The sequence below is a fragment of the Stenotrophomonas sp. Sm10 genome (genome assembly GCF_030985515.1).
Classification (GTDB): domain Bacteria; phylum Pseudomonadota; class Gammaproteobacteria; order Xanthomonadales; family Xanthomonadaceae; genus Stenotrophomonas; species Stenotrophomonas hibiscicola.
Map to the genome: position 1 here is coordinate 1 of NZ_JAPTFO010000016.1, position 20,196 is coordinate 20,196.

At 66.0% G+C, this 20,196-nt stretch carries 14 protein-coding genes and 1 pseudogene; 10 read left to right on the plus strand and 5 right to left on the minus strand.

The window, feature by feature from the left end; genetic code table 11:
* From O0J15_RS06765 to O0J15_RS06785, 5 genes and pseudogenes are all read left to right on the plus strand, one after another.
* Nucleotides 1-287, plus strand: a pseudogene (locus O0J15_RS06765) (methyl-accepting chemotaxis protein); the annotation flags it as partial.
* A 42-nt stretch (nt 288-329) separates the two neighbouring features.
* The gene (locus O0J15_RS06770) at nt 330-2,600 is read left to right on the plus strand and encodes a methyl-accepting chemotaxis protein (RefSeq protein ID WP_308305351.1); all 2,271 of its coding nucleotides are present in this window, start codon (nt 330-332) and stop codon (nt 2,598-2,600) included.
* A gap of 37 nt (nt 2,601-2,637) precedes the next feature.
* Complete coding sequence (locus O0J15_RS06775; protein WP_049435029.1) at nt 2,638-3,507, plus strand: CheR family methyltransferase; 870 nt, start codon at nt 2,638-2,640, stop codon at nt 3,505-3,507.
* Nucleotides 3,504-4,100 (plus strand): chemoreceptor glutamine deamidase CheD, encoded by a 597-nt coding sequence (gene cheD, locus O0J15_RS06780; RefSeq protein ID WP_014037083.1) that lies wholly within the window; start codon nt 3,504-3,506, stop codon nt 4,098-4,100. Before O0J15_RS06775 ends, cheD begins: the two co-directional genes overlap by 4 nt.
* Complete coding sequence (locus O0J15_RS06785; RefSeq protein ID WP_021202077.1) at nt 4,097-5,170, plus strand: chemotaxis response regulator protein-glutamate methylesterase; 1,074 nt, start codon at nt 4,097-4,099, stop codon at nt 5,168-5,170. The genes cheD and O0J15_RS06785 overlap by 4 nt, the downstream gene beginning before the upstream one ends.
* 272 nt (nt 5,171-5,442) lie before the next feature.
* On the opposite strand, the gene acnB is transcribed toward O0J15_RS06785, so the two are convergent.
* Genes acnB through O0J15_RS06800 form a run of 3 tightly spaced genes read right to left on the minus strand, consistent with a single transcriptional unit; the run spans nt 5,443 to nt 8,708 of the window.
* Complete coding sequence (acnB, locus tag O0J15_RS06790; protein WP_308305352.1) at nt 5,443-8,034, minus strand: bifunctional aconitate hydratase 2/2-methylisocitrate dehydratase; 2,592 nt, start codon at nt 8,032-8,034, stop codon at nt 5,443-5,445.
* 44 nt (nt 8,035-8,078) lie between these two features.
* A complete protein-coding gene (locus O0J15_RS06795; protein WP_005416402.1) occupies nt 8,079-8,477 on the minus strand; it encodes a type II toxin-antitoxin system VapC family toxin in 399 nt (132 codons plus the stop codon).
* Between the two features lie 6 nt (nt 8,478-8,483).
* Entirely contained in the window at nt 8,484-8,708 is a 225-nt protein-coding gene (locus tag O0J15_RS06800) for an AbrB/MazE/SpoVT family DNA-binding domain-containing protein (protein WP_005409505.1), read from the minus strand.
* 300 nt (nt 8,709-9,008) lie between these two features.
* Between O0J15_RS06800 and acnA the strand changes: the two genes are divergently transcribed.
* Nucleotides 9,009-11,762, plus strand: coding sequence for an aconitate hydratase AcnA (gene acnA / locus O0J15_RS06805; RefSeq protein WP_207050142.1), 2,754 nt, complete (start codon nt 9,009-9,011; stop codon nt 11,760-11,762).
* 138 nt (nt 11,763-11,900) lie between these two features.
* Here acnA and O0J15_RS06810 read toward each other — a convergent pair whose 3' ends face one another.
* Together O0J15_RS06810 and O0J15_RS06815 are read right to left on the minus strand one after the other, a co-directional pair.
* Complete coding sequence (locus O0J15_RS06810) at nt 11,901-12,344, minus strand: hypothetical protein (RefSeq protein WP_164145256.1); 444 nt, start codon at nt 12,342-12,344, stop codon at nt 11,901-11,903.
* 265 nt (nt 12,345-12,609) lie between these two features.
* Complete coding sequence (locus O0J15_RS06815) at nt 12,610-14,160, minus strand: BCCT family transporter (RefSeq protein WP_049395318.1); 1,551 nt, start codon at nt 14,158-14,160, stop codon at nt 12,610-12,612.
* Nucleotides 14,161-14,330: 170 nt separating this feature from the next.
* Here O0J15_RS06815 and betI point away from each other — a divergent pair, with 170 nt between their 5' ends.
* The 4 genes from betI to O0J15_RS06835 all read left to right on the plus strand — a co-directional run bounded on the left by betI (nt 14,331) and on the right by O0J15_RS06835 (nt 20,073).
* Nucleotides 14,331-14,921, plus strand: coding sequence for a transcriptional regulator BetI (betI, locus tag O0J15_RS06820; RefSeq protein WP_049395317.1), 591 nt, complete (start codon nt 14,331-14,333; stop codon nt 14,919-14,921).
* 38 nt (nt 14,922-14,959) lie between these two features.
* Nucleotides 14,960-16,432, plus strand: a complete 1,473-nt coding sequence (gene betB / locus O0J15_RS06825; RefSeq protein ID WP_308305353.1) for a betaine-aldehyde dehydrogenase — start codon at nt 14,960-14,962, stop codon at nt 16,430-16,432.
* A 101-nt stretch (nt 16,433-16,533) separates the two neighbouring features.
* Nucleotides 16,534-18,216 (plus strand): choline dehydrogenase, encoded by a 1,683-nt coding sequence (betA, locus tag O0J15_RS06830; RefSeq protein ID WP_111104172.1) that lies wholly within the window; start codon nt 16,534-16,536, stop codon nt 18,214-18,216.
* Nucleotides 18,217-18,396: 180 nt separating this feature from the next.
* Entirely contained in the window at nt 18,397-20,073 is a 1,677-nt protein-coding gene (locus O0J15_RS06835) for a long-chain fatty acid--CoA ligase (protein WP_019661476.1), read from the plus strand.
* Nucleotides 20,074-20,196 lie beyond the last annotated feature (123 nt).

Here is a 20,196-nt window from a genome sequence, read left to right on the forward strand (position 1 = left end):
TCATGTATCCCTCGGGGTTGGATCTGGCGTCCAACTCCCGGGGGTCACTTCATGGACGGGTTTACGGCGTCTCCCGCCAACCCACCCTGGCCCGGCCCCCCTCGCAACTCGCGACCGCCGACCAACTGCTGTTGCTGTTGCTGTTGCTGTTGCTGTTGCTTCAAAAGCCTGCCGCAGGCAGCGCCGCAGCCGCCGCTGCAAGGAAACCTGAATACGTTCCGACACCGCACCTCAATCCCCCGCCCCAGCGGCCGATAACGGGGTTGTCACCGCTTGTCCCGCCGTGACCGGCTCGGCGCCGCCCGCCCGTTTCGACCTGGTCCTGCTCGATGAATCTCCTGCATCGCTGGCAACACTACTTCAGCAATCTCTCCGTCCGGCGCAAGCTCAACCTGCTGACGCTGCTCATCGCGCTCGGCGTGATCGCGCTCTCGGTGATCGCCGCCCGCATGCAGTACCTGGACCTCACTGAGACCCGCAAGACCGCGCTGAAGACCCAGGTCGAACTCAGCTACGGCATCCTTCAGCACTACCACCGTCTGGCCGGCACCGGCGAACTCAGCGAGGACGCCGCGAAGAGCGCCGCGTTGCAGGCCCTGGAAGTGATGCGCGCCGAGAACGATACGTACTACTTCAACATCTACGACACCGGCTACCGCCTGCTGATGCACCCGTTCCGCAAGGACCTGGTCGGCAAGGACATGAAGGACTTCCGCACCGACGACGGCGTGCGCATCTATCACGACCAGGTCGAAGCGGCCAAGGCCGGCGGTGGCTTCGTCAACTATCGATGGGCCAAGCCGGGCAGCAAGGGCGAGGTCGAGAAGGTCGCCTACGCCGGCCTGTTCGCGCCGTGGAACTGGGTGGTCAGCAGCGGCGTCTACATGGACGACGTGCAGCGGCAGGCGCTGGTGTTCACCGCCATCATGGCGATCTCCGGTGGTGTACTGGTGCTGATCGTGCTGGCCCTGAGCTGGGTCATCGGCAACCGTATCGCGCGCCCGCTGAAGCAGGCTACCGCCGTCGCCGAAGGCATCGCCAACGGCAAGCTGGACAGCCATATCGGCCCACAGCCGCACGACGAGCCCGGCCGCCTGCTGGAGGCGATGTCCGGCATGCAGCAGCAGCTGCACGCAGTAATCAACGGCCAGCGCGAAATGGCCCGCCGCCACGATGGCGGCGAACTGAGCTACCGCATCGACGCCAGTGCGTTCCCCGGTGAGTATGGGCTGATGGTGCAGGAGACCAACGCCCTGGTCGGCAGCCACGTGCAGACCCTGCACGATGTGCTGGATGTGGTGCAGCAGTACGCGGTCGGCGACCTCAGCCGCGACATCGCGCGCTACCCAGGCGAGAAGGCCGCAATGACCACCACCGTCGACACGGTCAAGGCCAACCTCGGCCGCATCAATGCCGAGATCAAGCAGCTGGCCAGTGCCGCCGCCGCGGGCGACTTCAGCCGCCGTGGCGACGCGCAGCGCTTCGATCACGATTTCCGCCTCATGCTTGAAAACCTCAACGCGATGATGGCGGTCAGCGATGACAACCTCGGCAAGCTCTCGCAGCTGCTGTCGGCCATCGCCGAAGGTGACCTGACCGCGCGCATGCACGGCGACTACCAGGGCGTGTTCGCACGGATGCGCGACGATGCCAACACCACCGTCGCACAGCTGACCCAGATCGTCGGCCAGATCCAGGCCAGCGCTTCGAGCATCACGCTCGCCGCCGGCGAGATCGCCTCCGGCAACAGTGATCTGTCACGCCGCACCGAGCAGCAGGCCGCCAACCTGGAAGAAACCGCAGCCTCGATGGAGGAACTGACCTCCACCGTGCGCCAGAATGCCGAACACGCCCGCCAGGCCAACCAGCTCGCCATCGGCGCGCAGTCTGTTGCCTCCCAGGGCGGCAGCGTGGTCGGCCAGGTGGTCAGTACCATGTCCGCCATCGAGGCCTCGTCGAAAAAGATCGCCGAGATCATCTCGGTGATCGACGGCATCGCGTTCCAGACCAACATCCTGGCGCTGAACGCTGCCGTGGAAGCCGCGCGTGCCGGTGAACAGGGTCGCGGCTTCGCAGTGGTCGCCAGCGAAGTGCGTACCCTCGCCCAGCGTTCGGCCGCTGCGGCCAAGGAGATCAAGGGCCTGATCGACGATTCGGTCGGCAAGGTCACCGAAGGCTCCAGCCTGGTGCACCAGGCCGGCAGCACGATGGGCGAGATCGTCGCCTCGGTGCAGCGCGTGACCGACATCATGGCCGAGATCTCTGCCGCTTCGCAGGAGCAGAGCGCCGGCATCGAGCAGGTCAACCAGACCGTGGTGCAGATGGACGAAACCACTCAGCAGAACGCTGCGCTGGTGGAGGAAGCCACCGCCGCCGCGCGTGCGATGGAAGACCAGGCCGCGCAGCTGGCCGATGCCGTGGCGATCTTCCGCCTCGACAACCAGGTCTCCGCCGCAGTGAAGGCTGTCGCCGAACGCGTGGAATCGGCGTGCATCACCACCGTGGCACGTCCGCAGCCGACCGGAACGCCCGCGCCGGTACGTCGCAGCAGCAACGCCCGCACCTTCGCCGCCAGCGACAGCGACTGGCAGGAATTCTGAGACCCACCCGCAGCGGCTTCGGCCGCCGCCCCCGCCGATGGACACGTCCCCCGTGCAAAGTCCTACTCCCATCGTTACCGGCCCACGCGAATTCGAGTTCGCCGACCGTGATTTCCGCCGCGTCTGCGACCTGATCTACCAGCGCGTGGGCATTGCGCTTGCGCCGGCAAAGCGCGACATGGTCTATGGCCGCCTGTCGCGCCGCCTGCGCACGCTGGGCATGCGCAGCTTCCAGCAGTATCTGGACCATCTGGAGCAGGAAGATGGTGACGAGTGGCAGGCGTTCACCAACGCCCTGACCACCAACCTGACCTCGTTCTTCCGCGAACCGCATCACTTCGACAAGCTGCGCGAGGAGCTGCAGCAGCGCTCCAGCCGCACGCCGCTGCTGTTGTGGTCGTGCGCAGCGTCCACCGGCGAAGAACCCTATTCAATGGCGATTACCGCCTGTGAGGCCTTCGGTACGCTGAAGCCGCCGGTGCGCATCATCGCCACCGACGTCGACACCCAGGTGCTGGCCACCGCCGGCCGAGGTGTCTACAACATCGACCGTGTGACCAACCTCGACCCGGACCTGCGCCGGCGCTACTTCCAGCGCGGCAGCGGCCCCAACGAGGGCCAGTGCCGCGTGCTGCCGGCACTGCGCGAGCTGATCGAGTTCCGCCCACTGAACCTGCTTGCCCCGCGCTACGACGTCGGCGGCCCGTTCGATGCGTTGTTCTGCCGCAACGTGATGATCTACTTCGACAAGCCAACCCAGCGCGCGATCCTCGGCCGGCTGGTACAGCACCTGGCCGATGACGGCCTGCTTTACACCGGACACTCGGAGAACTACCTGCACGCCGCCGACCTGATCCAGCCCTGTGGCCGCACCCTGTACCGCCGCGCGGCAAAGGCCGGTGCATGAACGCCTCGCTGCGTACCGACGATGTGATGCGCTACCAGGATGCGCGCTTCCAGACCATTGCCGCCAAGCTGCTGCCGACCCAGTACCTGGTGGTGGACGACACCACCGCGCTGACCACCACGCTGGGTTCCTGCGTGGCGGCCTGCCTGCGGGACCCGGTACTGAAGATCGGTGGCATGAACCATTTCCTGCTGCCCGAGGGCAATGCCGGCGACGGCGCGCCCGCGCGTTACGGCAGCTACGCGATGGAACTGCTGATCAACGACATGCTCAAGCGCGGCGCCCACCGCAAGCGCATCGAGGCCAAGGTGTTCGGCGGCGCCAACGTGCTCAAGGGATTCACCAGCAATCCGGTCGGTACCCGTAACGCCGAGTTCGTGCGCCAGTACCTGCAGGCCGAGCATATCCCGATCATCGCCGAGGACCTGTGCGGCATCCATCCGCGCAAGATCTGGTTCTTCGCCGATACCGGCCGCGTGGTGGTGCAGCGCCTGCCGCATGCCCACGAAGCCGAAGTGGCTGCCACCGAATCGGCCGTGCGTGCACGTCTGTCCAAGGCCCCGGTCACCGGCGGCGTGGAGTTGTTCGAATGACCCTGACCGGCAACGCCCCCTGCCGGGTCCTGATCGTCGACGACTCTGCCGTCGTGCGGCAGATGCTCACGGAAATCCTGTCCAGCGACCCGGCCATCGACGTGGTCGGCACCGCCGCAGATCCGCTGCTGGCGCGTGAGAAGATCAAGCGCCTGGCCCCGGACGTGATCACGCTTGACGTGGAAATGCCGCGCATGGACGGCCTGGCGTTCCTGGAAAACCTGATGCGGCTGCACCCGCTGCCGGTGGTGATGATTTCTTCGCTGACCGAACGCGGCGCCGACACCACGCTGCAGGCGCTGGCACTGGGCGCGGTGGACTTCGTCTCCAAGCCCAAGCTGGACGTCGCACGCGGCCTGCAGGGCTACGCCGACGAAATCATCGCCAAGGTGAAGATGGCGGCGCGCTCGCGGGTGCGACCGCTGGTGCGCGCGGCCGCCCCGAAGCTCACGCTGGACGCAGCGCCGGCAACGCGTGCTGCCTCGCCGCAGTTCCGTACCACCGACCGCCTGATCGCGATCGGCTCGTCAGCCGGTGGCACCGAAGCGCTGCGCGTGGTGCTGGAAGGCATGCCTGCCGACGCGCCCGCCGTGGTGATGACCCAGCACCTGCCGGCCAGCTTCAGCAGCGCCTTCGCCGAACGCCTGGACCGCCACTCGGCCATGGCTGTGCGCGAGGCCAGCGACGGCGAAGCGGTGCTGCCCGGCCATGCCTACCTGCCACCCGGCGGCAAGCACCTGCGCATCATCCGTGACGGTGCACGCTGGCGCTGCCGAGTCGACGACGGCCCAGCGGTGAACCGGCACAAGCCGGCGGTGGACGTGCTGTTCCGCTCGGTCGCGCAGAGCGCGGGTGGCAATGCCATCGGGGCCATCCTCACCGGCATGGGTGACGACGGCGCACGCGGCCTGCTGGAAATGCGCCAGGCCGGCGCGCCGACACTGGTGCAGGACGAGGCCACCAGCGTGGTCTGGGGCATGCCCGGTGCAGCGTTCAAACTCGGCGCCGCTGAGGAACAGGTGCCACTGGAACGGATTGCCGAGCGGCTGCTGGCGCTCGCTCGCGGCTGATAGCGCGCCCCGACTCAAGGACTCCGCGGGCAGTAGATCCACGCCATGCGTGGATGCCTTTGTAGAGTCGAGCCGCGCTCGACTCATCGCGCATCGCACGAACAGCAGCCAAGCATGGACTCGGCGCTACAGGCCATCAGGCAACGAAAGAACCCCCGGCTTTCACCGAGGGTTCTTCGTTTCATCGGGGTGCCGGCCAGCAGCCGCCACCCCCATGCGTTGTCCGCTCACAAAAAACCCCCGGCGCAAGCCGGGGGTTTTCAGTTACCGCATCAGGCAGCGACCGTCTTGGCCACGTCCTGATATTCCTCGATCTGGTCGAAGTTCATGTAGCGGTAGATCTCCGCACCATTGGCGTTGATCACGCCGATGTCCGCCATGTACTCCTCCTTGGTCGGGATGCGGCCCAGACGCGAGCAGATCGCGGCCAGTTCGGCCGAGCCCAGGTACACGTTGGTGTTGCGGCCCAGGCGGTTCGGGAAGTTGCGGGTCGAGGTCGACATCGCGGTGGAACCCTCGCGGATCTGCGCCTGGTTGCCCATGCACAGCGAGCAGCCCGGCATTTCCATGCGTGCGCCGGTGGCGCCGAAGGTGCCGTACACGCCTTCCTTGGTCAGCTCCGAGGCGTCCATCTTGGTCGGCGGGGCCACCCACAGGCGGGTCGGCAGGTCACGCTTGCCTTCCAGCAGCTTGGCCGCGGCGCGGAAGTGACCGATGTTGGTCATGCACGAACCGATGAACACTTCGTCGATCTTGGCACCGGCCACTTCGGACAGCGTCTTCACGTCGTCCGGGTCGTTCGGGCAGGCCACGATCGGCTCGTGGATGTCGGCCAGGTCGATCTCGACGACGGCGGCGTACTCGGCGTCCGCATCCGGCTCCAGCAGCTGCGGGTTGGCCAGCCACGCTTCCATCTTCTCGATGCGACGCTGCAGCGAACGCGGATCCTGGTAACCCTCGGCAATCATCCACTTCAGCAGGGTGATGTTGCTGGTCAGGTACTCGATGATCGGTTCCTTGTTCAGGCGCACCGAGCAACCGGCCGCCGAACGCTCGGCCGAGGCGTCGGACAGTTCGAACGCCTGTTCGACCTTCAGCTCCGGCAGGCCTTCGATTTCCAGGATGCGGCCGGAGAAGATGTTCTTCTTGCCGGCCTTGGCCACGGTCAGCAGGCCCGACTTGATCGCGTACAGCGGGATCGCGTTGACCAGGTCACGCAGGGTCACGCCCGGCTGCATCTTGCCCTTGAAGCGCACCAGCACCGACTCCGGCATGTCCAGCGGCATCACGCCGGTGGCCGCGGCGAAGGCGACCAGGCCCGAACCGGCTGGGAACGAAATGCCCACCGGGAAACGGGTGTGCGAGTCACCACCGGTACCGACGGTGTCCGGCAGCAGCATGCGGTTGAGCCAGCTGTGGATCACGCCGTCGCCCGGGCGCAGCGAGACGCCGCCACGGGTGGAGATGAACTCCGGCAGGGTGTGGTGGGTCTTCACGTCCACCGGCTTCGGGTAGGCGGCGGTGTGGCAGAACGACTGCATCACCAGGTCGGCCGAGAAGCCCAGGCAGGCCAGGTCCTTCAGCTCGTCACGGGTCATCGGGCCCGTGGTGTCCTGCGAGCCGACCGAGGTCATCTTCGGTTCGCAGTACGTGCCCGGGCGCATGCCCTGGCCTTCCGGCAGGCCACAGGCGCGGCCGACCATCTTCTGCGCCAGCGAGAAGCCCTTGCCGGTATCGGCCGGCTGCACCGGCAGGCGGAACAGGTCGGTCGGGGCCAGGCCCAGCGCTTCGCGCGCCTTGCCGGTCAGGCCACGGCCGATGATCAGCGGGATGCGGCCACCGGCACGCACTTCGTCGAACAGCACGTCGGACTTGACCTGGAATTCGGCGATCACCTCGCCGTTCTTCAGCGCCTTGCCTTCGTACGGGCGCAGCTCGATGACGTCGCCGTGCTCCATCTTCGACACGTCCAGCTCGATCGGCAGCGCACCGGCATCTTCCATGGTGTTGTAGAAGATCGGGGCGATCTTGCCGCCCAGGCACACGCCACCGGCACGCTTGTTCGGGATGTACGGAATGTCATCGCCGGTCCACCACAGCACGCTGTTGGTGGCCGACTTGCGCGAGGAGCCGGTGCCGACCACGTCGCCGACGTAGGCCACCAGGTGGCCCTTGTCCTTCAGCGACAGGATCTGCTGGATCGGGCCGCGCTTGCCGTCTTCTTCCGGGGTGAACGGCGCGTCGTCGCGCTTGTTCTTCAGCATCGCCAGCGCGTGCATCGGAATGTCCGGGCGGGTGGTCGCGTCCGGTGCCGGCGACAGGTCGTCGGTGTTGGTCTCGCCCGGCACCTTGAACACGGTGACGGTCAGGCTCTGCGGCACTTCCGGATTGCTGGTGAACCACTCGGCATCGGCCCAGCTCTGCAGCACGGCCTGGGCGTTGGCGTTGCCGGCCTTGGCCTTTTCCTGCACGTCATGGAACGCATCGAACACCAGCAGGGTCTTCTTCAGGCCGTTGGCGGCGATGGTGCCGACGCTGGCGTCGTCCAGCAGCTGCACCAGTGGGGCGACGTTGTAACCGCCGAGCATGGTGCCCAGCAGTTCGGTGGCGCGCTCACGGCTGATCAGCGGGTTCTGCTCGCTGCCCAGGGCGATGGCCGCCAGGTAAGACGCCTTGACCTTGGCTGCGTCATCGACGCCGGCCGGCACGCGGTGGGTCAGCAGGTCGAGCAGGAACTCGGCCTCGCCCTGCGGCGGGTTCTTCAGCAGTTCGATGACATCGGCCGTCTGCTGCGCGCTCAGCGGCAGCGGCGGGATGCCAAGCGCAGCGCGCTCGGCGACGTGGTGGCGGTAGGCTTCCAACATGACAACTCCCGGGTAATGCGTAGGTTGAAAAATCAAAAGTGGGCTCAGGCGTGCGGCACGATCAGCTTCAGGCCCTTGAAGTAGTCGCGGTAAAACGTGTCGTTCCAGGTGATCAGGCCATCGCACTGCAGCAGTGCGTGGGCGCCGACCATGAATTCGTCCAGGCTGCGGCGGCTGCCGCCACGCTGGCGATGACGGCGGTGCATCTCGCCGGCGCGCAGCGCCGACTTGGCTTCCATCGGGTTGAAGTGCACGCCCATTTCTTCCAGCGCTTCGAGCACCTCGGCGCCGCCGCGCAGCGATGCGCAGACCTCGGCCAGGGTCGCGCCGCAGACCACCACACGGCCACCCACCAGGCTCTGCCGGAGGATGGCCTCCACGGCATCGGCCTGCGGACCATTGCTGAGCAGCTCGACCAGCACCGGTGAATCGACGGCGATCATCACGGCTTATTCCTCGTCACGCACCGCGCGTACCGCTGCGTCGGAGGATTCGAAGCCGTCCAGCGCGAACTTGCCGCGCGCCCGTGAAATGGCATCGTCAACACTCTTGCGCAGGATGATGCGGCTGCCGTCCAGCTCGACCTTCAGCAGCGTGCCCTTGGTCAGGCCGAGGGCATCACGCACCGCCTTGGGCAGGGTGATCTGTCCGCGTTCTGCAACAGTGGCTTCCATCGGTAGGCCCTCCAGAGTATGCACAAATTATACATACTTCCTTGGGCATACTTCCACCCTGAACAGGACCGGCACCCCGCCAGCCCTTGCCTCGCAAAGGATCGGCCACAAACGTGACATACGCCATACAACCTCCCCTGTAGTCTGGAACCGATGCCGCAGGCCGAACCCGGCCCGGGTGAATCCATTCAGTTTCGGGTTCATACTGGAACTTCCGGGGCCAACAGGCCACCGGCGACCGCAAGCAGGCCCGCCATGCGCGGGCCACTGCAAGCCATCCGCAAGAAGGAGTTACCCCGCATGAGCGATTCGTTCTCCACCCGCAGCCAGCTGAACGTCGGCGGCAAGACGTACGACTATTTCAGCCTGCCCACGCTGGGCCAGCGCTTCGATATCTCCCACCTGCCCTACTCGATGAAGATCCTGCTGGAGAACCTGCTCCGGCACGAGGATGGCGGCATCACCGTCGGCAAGGACCACATCGAAGCCGTGGCCCGCTGGAATCCGGCGGCCGAACCGGACACCGAAATCGCCTTCATGCCGGCGCGCGTGGTCCTGCAGGACTTCACCGGCGTGCCCTGCGTGGTCGACCTGGCCGCGATGCGCGACGCCGTCGTCAAGCTCGGCGGCAAGCCGGAGCAGATCAATCCGCAGATTCCCTCCGAACTGGTCATCGACCACTCGGTGCAGGTCGACGTGTTCGGCAAGCCCGACGCGCTGGACCTCAACGGCAAGATCGAGTTCCAGCGCAACCAGGAACGCTACGGCTTCCTGCGCTGGGGCCAGAAGGCCTTCGACAACTTCAAGGTGGTGCCGCCCAACACCGGCATCGTGCACCAGGTCAATCTGGAAAACCTGGCCCGCGTGGTGATGACCGCAGAGAAGGATGGCAAGGCCGTGGCCTACCCGGATACCGTGTTCGGTACCGACAGCCACACCACCATGATCAACGGCATCGGCGTGCTGGGCTGGGGCGTGGGCGGCATCGAAGCGGAGGCGGCCATGCTCGGCCAGCCGTCGTCGATGCTGATCCCGCAGGTGGTCGGCTTCAAGCTGACCGGCAAGCTGCCCGAGGGCGCCACCGCCACCGACCTGGTGCTGACCGTTACCCAGATGCTGCGCAAGCTGGGCGTGGTCGGCAAGTTCGTCGAGTTCTACGGTGATGGCCTGCAGCACCTGCCGCTGGCCGACCGTGCCACCATCGGCAACATGGCCCCGGAATACGGCGCCACCTGCGGCATCTTCCCGATCGACGCCGAATCGCTGAACTACCTGCGCCTGTCCGGCCGAAGCGAAGAGCAGATCAACCTTGTCGAGGCCTATGCCAAAGCGCAAGGACTGTGGCACGAACCGGGCAGCCCGCATGCCCAGTACAGCACCACGCTGGAACTGGACATGGGCACGGTGAAGCCGTCGCTGGCCGGCCCGAAGCGTCCGCAGGACCGCGTCCTGCTCGAAGACGTGCAGAAGAACTACCGCGAAGCGCTGGTCGGCCTGACTGCCAACCGTGACAAGCGCAGCGAGGACGTTGCCACCTTCGTCAACGAAGGCGGTGGCGCCGCGGTCGGCAACGAGCAGCTGGCCAAGGGCTTCGCCGACATCGAGATCGAAGGCCGCAAGGTGCGGCTGAAGGACGGCGCGGTGGTCATCGCTGCCATCACCTCGTGCACCAACACCTCCAACCCGGCGGTGATGATCGGCGCCGGCCTGCTGGCCCGCAACGCGGCCGCCAAGGGCCTGAACCGCCAGCCGTGGGTGAAGACCTCGCTCGGGCCGGGCTCGCGCGTGGTCACCGACTACCTGGAAAAGGCCGGCGTGCTGAAGGAGCTGGAGAAGATCGGCTTCTACGTGGTCGGCTACGGCTGCACCACCTGCATCGGCAACTCCGGCCCGCTGCCGACCGAGGTCAGCGCCGGCATCGCCGCCGGCGATCTTGTGGTCACCTCGGTGCTGTCGGGCAACCGCAACTTCGAGGGCCGCGTGCACCCCGAAGTGAAGATGAACTACCTGGCCAGCCCGCCGCTGGTGGTGGCCTACGCCATCGCCGGCACCACCGACATCGACCTGACCACCCAGCCGCTCGGTACCGGCAGCGATGGCCAGCCGGTGTTCCTGCGCGACATCTGGCCGAGCAACAAGGAAATCGGCGATGTCATCGCCGCGACCATCGGCCCGGAGATGTTCAAGCAGAACTACGCCGACGTATTCAAGGGTGACACCCGCTGGAACACCATCGCCTCGCCAGACGGCAACCTGTACGAGTGGAGCGATGCCTCCACCTACATCAAGAACCCGCCGTACTTCGATGGCATGACCATGCAGACCGGCAGCATCGACGACGTGCATGGTGCACGCGTGATGGGCCTGTTCGGCGATTCGATCACCACCGACCACATCTCCCCGGCCGGCAACATCAAGAAGGACTCGCCGGCAGGCCGCTTCCTGCAGGAGCGCGGCGTGCAGCCGGCCGACTTCAACAGTTACGGCAGCCGCCGCGGCAACGATGACGTGATGGTCCGTGGCACCTTCGCCAACATCCGCATCAAGAACCTGATGTTCGGTGGCGAGGAAGGCGGCAACACCCTGTACTACCCGGCCGGCGGCGGTCAGCCGGAGAAGCTGGCGATCTACGATGCGGCCATGAAGTACAAGGCTGAAAAGGTGCCGCTGGTGGTGCTGGCCGGCAAGGAATACGGCACCGGCTCGTCGCGCGACTGGGCGGCCAAGGGCACGCTGCTGTTGGGAGTGAAGGCGGTCATCGCCGAGAGCTTCGAGCGCATCCACCGTTCCAACCTGGTCGGCATGGGCGTGCTGCCGCTGCAGTTCCGCAACGGCGAGAATGCGCAGAGCTTGGGTCTGGACGGGTCGGAAGTGATCGACATCACCGGCCTGCAGGACGGTGCCAGCAAGCGCGCCACGGTCACCGCGACCAAGGCCGATGGCACCAGGAAGACCTTCGAGGTCTCGGTGATGCTGCTGACCCCGAAGGAAGTCGAGTACTTCCGCCATGGTGGCCTGCTGCAGTACGTGCTGCGCCAGCTGGCCAGCAAGTAACGATCAACTGCAGAGCCGGGCCCGCGCTCGGCACTGCAGGACGAAGGGCCGGATCCTCGCGGATCCCCCCCCCCCCCCCCCCCCCTTCTCGTCTACACATGGGCCTGCTCGCGTCAGGTCACACATCGACCCTTCCGATCACGGCCGCACACCAAACAGGTGCCACGACGTCTTCACTGGAGGGCCACTGGCGTCCAGCGACCAAAGACCTTCCGCCCACTCAAGATGCCCGTCCGGCGCATTCTCGTTGAACACCACCACCGACATCTCACCGGCAGGGTGCGGCGTTTCTTCTACGCGATAGCACACCGCACCGGTGTTTCCCCGGTAGACGTTGGAGAGAAAGCCCGGCGGGCAGCGCACATCCAGCACCCGGTAACCACTGTTCTCCTCACTGGCATAGACATTGGTGTGGATCGAGTACGTGACCAGCCCACCTGGATGCGGTGCCAGCCGCAAGCGAAGTTCCGCCGTTTCACCCAGCGCGGTCACCGGAAAATTCAGCTGCTCCAGCGCATCCGGCGCCGCGTGGGCCATCACGGAGAACGAGACCATCAGCGCGCAGCCGAGAATTCGGACCATGACTCAACTCCGGAAAAGGATCGTTGAACAATGATTGCCACGAACGGTCCTGCGTGTCTTTCAGAATGCTACGAAACTTCATGTGACCGGGGCCACCGCCTGGCCAGCGGACAGCGCTTCGACCTGGGTAGAGTCGACTGCTGGTCGGCCATACAACAAAAGGGCCGGATCCTCGCGGATCCGGCCCTTCCTGTTTCTCCGCAGCCAGGCATGCCCTGGCTCTACGGCATCTCCGGCGGCACCGCGATGGGCGCCAGGTGCCCGATCACCGGCGCGGTGCGTCCGGGTCGGTGCGCAGCGCCTTCAGCAGGCCCCACATGTAGAACGCCAGGGTGAACGAGAACGGCAGGCCGCACAGCACCACCGCCGTCTGCATTGCGCTGAAATTGCCGGCCAGGAGCAGCCCGACGCTGGCCACGGTGATACCGACGGCCCAGAACACGCGCAGCCAGATCGGCGCGTCATGCCCATCTTCCACGCCATCGTCAACACGACGGGTGCACAGGTTGGCGATCATCAGCGTGCCCGAATCGACCGGGGTCAGGAACAGCACGAAACCAATCACCACCGCAGCACCGGCCACGTACGGCGCCCCGGGCAGGTATTCCAGCAGCTTGAACAGCGTCATCGCCGCATCGTGCTGGGCCACGTCGCCCAGGATCGCCTGGCCATGGTTGAGGACCAGGTCGATGGCGGTGTTGCCGAAGATCGACAGCCACGCCAGGGTGAAACCGAGCGGGATGAGAAGCACGCCCATGACAACTTCACGGATGGTGCGTCCCCGCGAGATGCGCGCCACGAAAAGGCCGACGAACGGCGCCCAGGCGATCCACCAGGCCCAGTAGAACAGCGTCCACGAGCCCATCCACTCACGCCCCTTCGGGTCGTTGAGGTACATGTCGAAACTCTTGCGCACGAACGCACCGAGGTAATCGCCGGTGTTCTGGATCAAGCCATCGAACAGGTGCAGGGTCGGGCCGGTGACCAGCACGAACAGCAGCAGGCCGCACAGCAGGCGCACGTTGAGGTTGGAGAGCCAGGCAATGCCCTTTTCCACGCCTGCAACCACGCCGATGGTCGCCACCACCATCATCACCAGCACGATCGCCACCAGCACCTGCGGCGTATCCGGGATGTGGAACAGGTAGACCAGGCCGGACTGCACCACCAGCGCGCCGATGCCGAGGTTGGTCACCATCGAGATCAGCGTGGCCAGGATGCCGAAGCCATCCACCATGTCGCCGATGCGGCCATGGATGCGCTCACCGAAGACCGGGTACAACGCAGAGCGCAGCGCCAGCGGCAGGTCGCGGCGGTAGGCGAAGTAGCCCAGTGCCACACCGACCAGCGCATACAGCGCCCAGCCGTGCAGGCCCCAGTGCAGGAAGGTCAGCACCATCGCCTCGCGGCCGGCGGCCACGGTGCCGCCGGGTTGCCCGGGCGGATGCAGGAAATGGTCCAGCGGCTCGTAGGCGCCGTAGTACAGCAGCGCGATGCCGATCCCGGCCGAGAACAGCATCGAAACCCAGGCGACATAGCCGAAGGCCGGTGATTCCTCGTTGTGGCCCAGGCGGATGCGGCCGTACGGCGAGAACGCCAGCCACAGCACGAAGCCCAGGCACAGCACGATCAGCAGCATGTACCACCAGCCGAACGCGGCCGACACTTCGGCCTGCGCCCATTGCAGCCAGTGCTCGCTGCCTTCGGGATAGAGAACGGTGAGCAGCCCGAGGATGCCGATCGACACCGAGGAGCTGAGGAAGACAAAACGGTTCAAGCGCAGGGGCGAACGCTTGGGATGAGCCAGGGAAGACATGGGGTCGTCTCATCAAGTCCGAGGGAGCACATGGGCGGGGCCGGACCGGTAAACCGGGCCCATGGCGTGGGGCGCGAGCGCATCCTAGGGTTTATTGATTGAACGTTCAATCAATAAAAAGCATAATGGCGGGCAGCCCGATCCTTCGGGTCGCAAACCGTGGAGAGACAATGCCGAAGAAAGGCGTGGAACCGGTACGGCGCGAGCAGCTGATCCGGGCCACTTTCCAGACCATCGACGAGATCGGCATGGCCGATGCGACCGTCGCCACCATCGCGAAGAAGGCAGGGTTGTCCAGCGGCATCGTCGCCCACTACTTCGGCGACAAGGACGGCCTGCTCAATGCTGCAATGCGGCAGATCCTGCGCGAGTTGAAGGACGCCGTCGCCCGCTACCGCGCCGACGCCAGCGACGACCCGCGCGAGCAGCTGCGCGCCATCGTCGATGGCAACTTCGACGACAGCCAGATCAACGGCACCGCCATGCGCGTCTGGCTCACCTTCTGGGCCGCCAGCATGCACCAGCCGGAACTGGCCCGGCTGCAGCGCGCCAACGACCAGCGCCTGTTCTCCAACCTCTGCCACCAGTTCAACCGCCTGCTGCCCCACCCGCAGGCCCGCCTGGCCGCCCGCGGCCTGGCCGCGATGATTGATGGCCTGTGGCTGCGCGGCAGCCTGGTCGGCGGCCAGTTCAATGCCGAGAAGTCCCGGCGCATCGCTTACGGCTACATCGACTTCCAGTTGCAGGCTGCCGCGCTATAAGCGCTTCAGCACCCGCCCCCTTCCAAGGAGTACGCCCCATGACCACCCTGCCCGTCCAACAGCTCTACATCCACGGCCAGCGCGTCGATGCCACCAGCGGCAAGACCTTCAAGACCGTCAACCCGGCCACCGGTGAGGTGATCGCCGAGGTGCAGGTCGCCAGCCAGGCCGACGTCGAGCGCGCCGTGCAGAGCGCGGCCGAGGGCCAGAAGGTGTGGGCGGCGATGACGGCCATGGAGCGTTCGCGCATCCTGCGCCGCGCCGTCGAGCTCCTGCGCGAGCGCAACGACGAACTGGCCCAGCTGGAGACTCTGGACACCGGCAAGGCGCTGGCCGAAACCACCACCGTGGACATCGTCACCGGCGCCGACGTGGTCGAGTACTACGCCGGCCTGGCCACCGCCATCGAGGGCATCCAGCTGCCGCTGCGCGAATCGAGCTTCTTCTACACCCGTCGCGAGCCGCTGGGCGTGGTCGCCGGCATCGGCGCCTGGAACTACCCGATCCAGATCGCCATGTGGAAGTCGGCCCCGGCCCTGGCTGCCGGCAACGCGATGGTGTTCAAGCCCTCCGAAGTGACCCCGTTGACCGCGATCCGCCTGGCCGAGATCTACACCGAAGCCGGTGTGCCGGCCGGCGTGTTCAACGTCGTGCAGGGCCCGGGCCGCGAGATCGGGCAGTGGCTGACCGAGCACCCGGTGATCGAGAAGATCTCCTTCACCGGCGGCGTCGCCACCGGCAAGAAGGTGATGGCCAGCGCCGCGTCCTCGTCGCTGAAGGAAGTGACCATGGAGCTGGGCGGCAAGTCGCCGCTGGTGATCTGCGATGACGCCGATCTGGACCGCGCGGCCGACATCGCGGTGATGGCCAACTTCTTCAGTTCCGGCCAGGTCTGCACCAACGGCACCCGCGTGTTCGTGCCGCGCAGCATGCTGGCCGCCTTCGAGGCCGCCGTGGTCGAGCGCGTCAAGCGCATCCGCATCGGCGACCCGATGGCCGCCGACACCAACTTCGGCCCGCTGACCAGCTTCCCGCACATGGAAAACGTGCTGCGCTACATCGAGAGCGGCAAGGCCGAAGGCGCCCGCCTGCTGACCGGCGGTGGCCGTGCCACCGAGGGCGCGCTGGCCAATGGCGCCTACGTGCTGCCGACCGTGTTCTCCGACTGCCGCGATGACATGAGCATCGTCAAGGAAGAGATCTTCGGGCCGGTGATGAGCATCCTCGCCTACGACGACGAGGACGAAGTGGTGCGCCGCGCCAACGACACCACCTTCGGCCTGGCCGCGGGCGTGGTCAGCAAGGACATCAGCCGCGCGCACCGCATCATCCACCGCCTGGAAGCCGGCATCTGCTGGATCAACACCTGGGGTGAATCGCCGGCCGAAATGCCGGTCGGTGGCTACAAGGAATCGGGCGTCGGCCGTGAGAACGGCATCTCCACCCTCGGCCACTACACCCGCATCAAGTCGGTGCAGGTCGAGCTGGGCGACTACGCCAGCGTGTTCTGACCGGCGCGCCGCAAGCGCGCACCCTCGTCCGGCCACCGCGCCGATCCGACATTCCGCCGCGACGCCTGCATGCAGCGCGCCGCGGCCTGCAGGAGACACCCATGAGCACCCATAACGAGTACGACTACATCATCATCGGCGCAGGCTCGGCCGGCAACGTGCTGGCCACCCGCCTCACCGAAGATGCCGATGTCAGCGTGCTGCTGCTGGAAGCCGGTGGCCCGGACTACCGGTTCGACTTCCGTACCCAGATGCCGGCGGCGCTTGCCTTCCCGCTGCAGGGCAAGCGCTACAACTGGGCGTACAAGACCGATCCGGAGCCCTTCATGAACAACCGCCGCATGGACTGCGGACGCGGCAAGGGCCTGGGCGGCTCGTCGCTGATCAACGGCATGTGCTACATCCGCGGCAACGCGATGGATTACGACAACTGGGCCAGCATGCCGGGCCTGGAGGATTGGACCTACCTGGACTGCCTGCCGTATTTCCGCAAGGCCGAAACCCGCGACATCGGACCCAATGACTACCACGGTGGCGATGGCCCGCTGCGCGTGACCACGCCCAAGGCCGGCAACAACGAACTGTTCGCTGCTATGGTCGAGGCCGGCGTGCAGGCCGGCTACCCTCGCACCGACGACCTCAACGGCTACCAGCAGGAAGGCTTCGGCCCGATGGACCGCACGGTGACCCCGAAGGGCCGTCGTTCCAGCACCGCCCGCGGCTACCTGGACCTGGCCAGGCCGCGCCCGAACCTGACCATCGTCACCCACGCGCTGACCGACCGCATCCTGTTCTCGGGCAAGCGTGCGGTGGGCGTGCAGTGGCTGCACAACGACCAGCCACAGCGTGCCACCGCCCGCCGTGAGGTGCTGCTGTGCGGCGGCGCCATCGCCTCGCCGCAGATCCTGCAGCGCTCGGGCGTGGGCCCGGCCGACCTGCTGCGCAGCCTGGACATCGACCTGGTACACCACCTGCCGGGCGTCGGCGCCAACCTGCAGGACCACCTTGAGATGTACCTGCAGTACGAGTGCAAGAAGCCGGTCTCGCTGGCCCCGGCGCTGAAGCTGTACAACCAGCCGGCGATCGGTGCCGAGTGGCTGTTCCTGGGCACCGGCATCGGCGCCAGCAACCAGTTCGAGGCCGGCGGCTTCATCCGCAGCGACGCCGAATTCGACTGGCCGAACCTGCAGTACCACTTCCTGCCGGTGGCGATCAATTACAACGGCTCCAACCCGATCAAGGCGCACAGCTTCCAGATGCACGTCGGTTCGATGCGCTCGCCCAGCCGCGGCCGCATCCACGTGCGTTCGAAGGATCCGCGCGAACATCCGAGCATCCTGTTCAACTACATGTCGCACGAGCAGGACTGGCGTGAGTTCCGCGCGGCGATCCGCATCACCCGCGAGATCTTCGCGCAGCCGGCGCTGGCACCGTACAGCGGCCGCGAGATCTCGCCGGGCAGCGCGCTGCAGACCGACGCGCAGATCGACGCATTCGTGCGCGAGCATGCCGAGACCGCCTACCACCCGTCGTGCTCGAACAAGATGGGCCATGCCGATGACCCGATGGCGGTGGTCGACGGCCAGGGCCGCGTGCACGGGCTGGAAGGCCTGCGCATCGTCGATGCCTCGATCATGCCGCAGGTGGTGACCGGCAACCTCAACGCGCCGACCATCATGATGGCCGAGAAGCTGGCCGACGTGATCCGCGGCCGCACCCCGCTGGCCCGCAGCACCGCGCCGTATTACAAGGCCAACGGTGCACCGGTGCGCAAGCAGGGTTGAGCCAGCCGCACACCTTGAAACACCCGCCGGGCATGGCCCGGCGCCGTTTGACGCGTTCGCACAATGCGCCACGCAAACCCCTCTTCGCGTTTTCCCTACGGCGGGGTATGCTGCAATAAACGGCCATTGTCGATACGCTCGGGGCCGAACCTAATACATCACGATTCCTGGAGGGGGAATATGAGTCTGGATCGTCCCTGGCTGCAGAGCTATCCGAAAGGCGTTCCCGCCGAAATCGACGTCAACGAGTTCCATTCGGTAGCTTCGGTCTTCGACGCTTCCGTCGCGAAATTCCGCGACCGTCCCGCCTACTCCAGCTTCGGCAAGGTCCTCACCTATGGTGAGACAGACGCGCTGGTCACCCAGTTCGCCGCCTACCTGCTGGGTGAGCTCAAGCTCAAGAAGGGTGACCGCGTCGCCCTGATGATGCCCAACTGCCTGCAGTACCCGGTGGCCACCTTCGGCGTGCTGCGCGCCGGACTGACCGTGGTCAACGTCAACCCGCTGTACACCGCGCGCGAACTCAAGCACCAGCTGGTCGACGCCGGCGTCAGTGCGCTGGTGGTGGTCGACAACTTCGGCGACACCGTCGAACAGGTCATCGCCGATACGCCGGTCAAGCACGTGGTCACCACCGGCCTGGGCGACCTGCTCGGCGCCAAGGGCGCGATCGTCAACTTCGTACTGAAGTACGTCAAGAAGATGGTGCCTAACTACCACATCAAGGGCGCCGTCCGCTTCAGGCAGGCGCTCAAGCTGGGCAGCCGCCACGCGCTTCCGCCTGTGGAGATCGACCACGACGACATCGCCTTCCTGCAGTACACCGGCGGTACCACCGGCGTGGCCAAGGGCGCGATGCTGACCAACCGCAACCTGATCGCCAACATGCAGCAGGCGTCGGCATGGCTGTCCACTTCAGGCATCGAGCCGGGCAAGGAAGTGATCATCACGGCCCTGCCGCTGTACCACATCTTCGCGTTGACCGCGAACGGCCTGGTCTTCATGAAATTCGGTGGCTGCAACCACCTGATCACCAACCCGCGCGACATGAAGGGCTTCGTCAAGGAGCTCAAGGGTACCCGCTTCACCGCCATCACCGGTGTCAACACGCTGTTCAACGGCCTGCTCAACACCCCCGGCTTCGACGAGATCGACTTCTCCTCGGTCAAGTTCACCCTCGGCGGCGGCATGGCGGTACAACGTGCCGTGGCCGAACGCTGGAAGAAGGTCACCGGGGTGACCCTGGTCGAAGCCTATGGCCTGACCGAGACCTCGCCGGCAGCCTGCATCAATCCGCTCACCCTGCCCGAGTACAACGGCGCCATCGGCCTGCCGATCCCGTCCACCGATGCCTGCATCAAGGACGACAACGGCAACATCCTGGCGCTGGGCGAAGTGGGTGAACTGTGCATCAGGGGCCCGCAGGTGATGAAGGGCTACTGGCAGCGCCCGGAGGAAACCGCCACCGCCATCGACGCCGACGGCTGGCTGCACACCGGCGACATGGCGAAGATGGACGAACAGGGCTTCTTCTACATCGTCGACCGCAAGAAGGACATGATCCTGGTGTCCGGCTTCAACGTGTACCCGAACGAGGTCGAGGACGTCATCGCGATGATGCCCGGCGTGCTGGAAGTGGCTGCGGTCGGTGTCCCGGACGAGAAGTCCGGCGAGGTCGTGAAGGTCGTGATTGTGAAGAAGGACCCGAACCTGACCGCGGAAATGGTCAAGGAACATGCCCGGGCCAACCTGACCGGTTACAAGCACCCCAGAATCGTAGAATTCCGAAAGGAGCTGCCGAAGACCAACGTCGGCAAGATTCTCCGTCGCGAGCTGCGTGATACGCCCGCCCAGTAAGGGTTTCCGGGCAACACGACAGTACAGGGGACCCCGCCGGAGACGGCGGGGTCTTTTTATTGCCGGAACATGGCCGGCCCGGCGCTTGCGGGCGGTTCACGACGGGTGCATAGAATCAGTCGC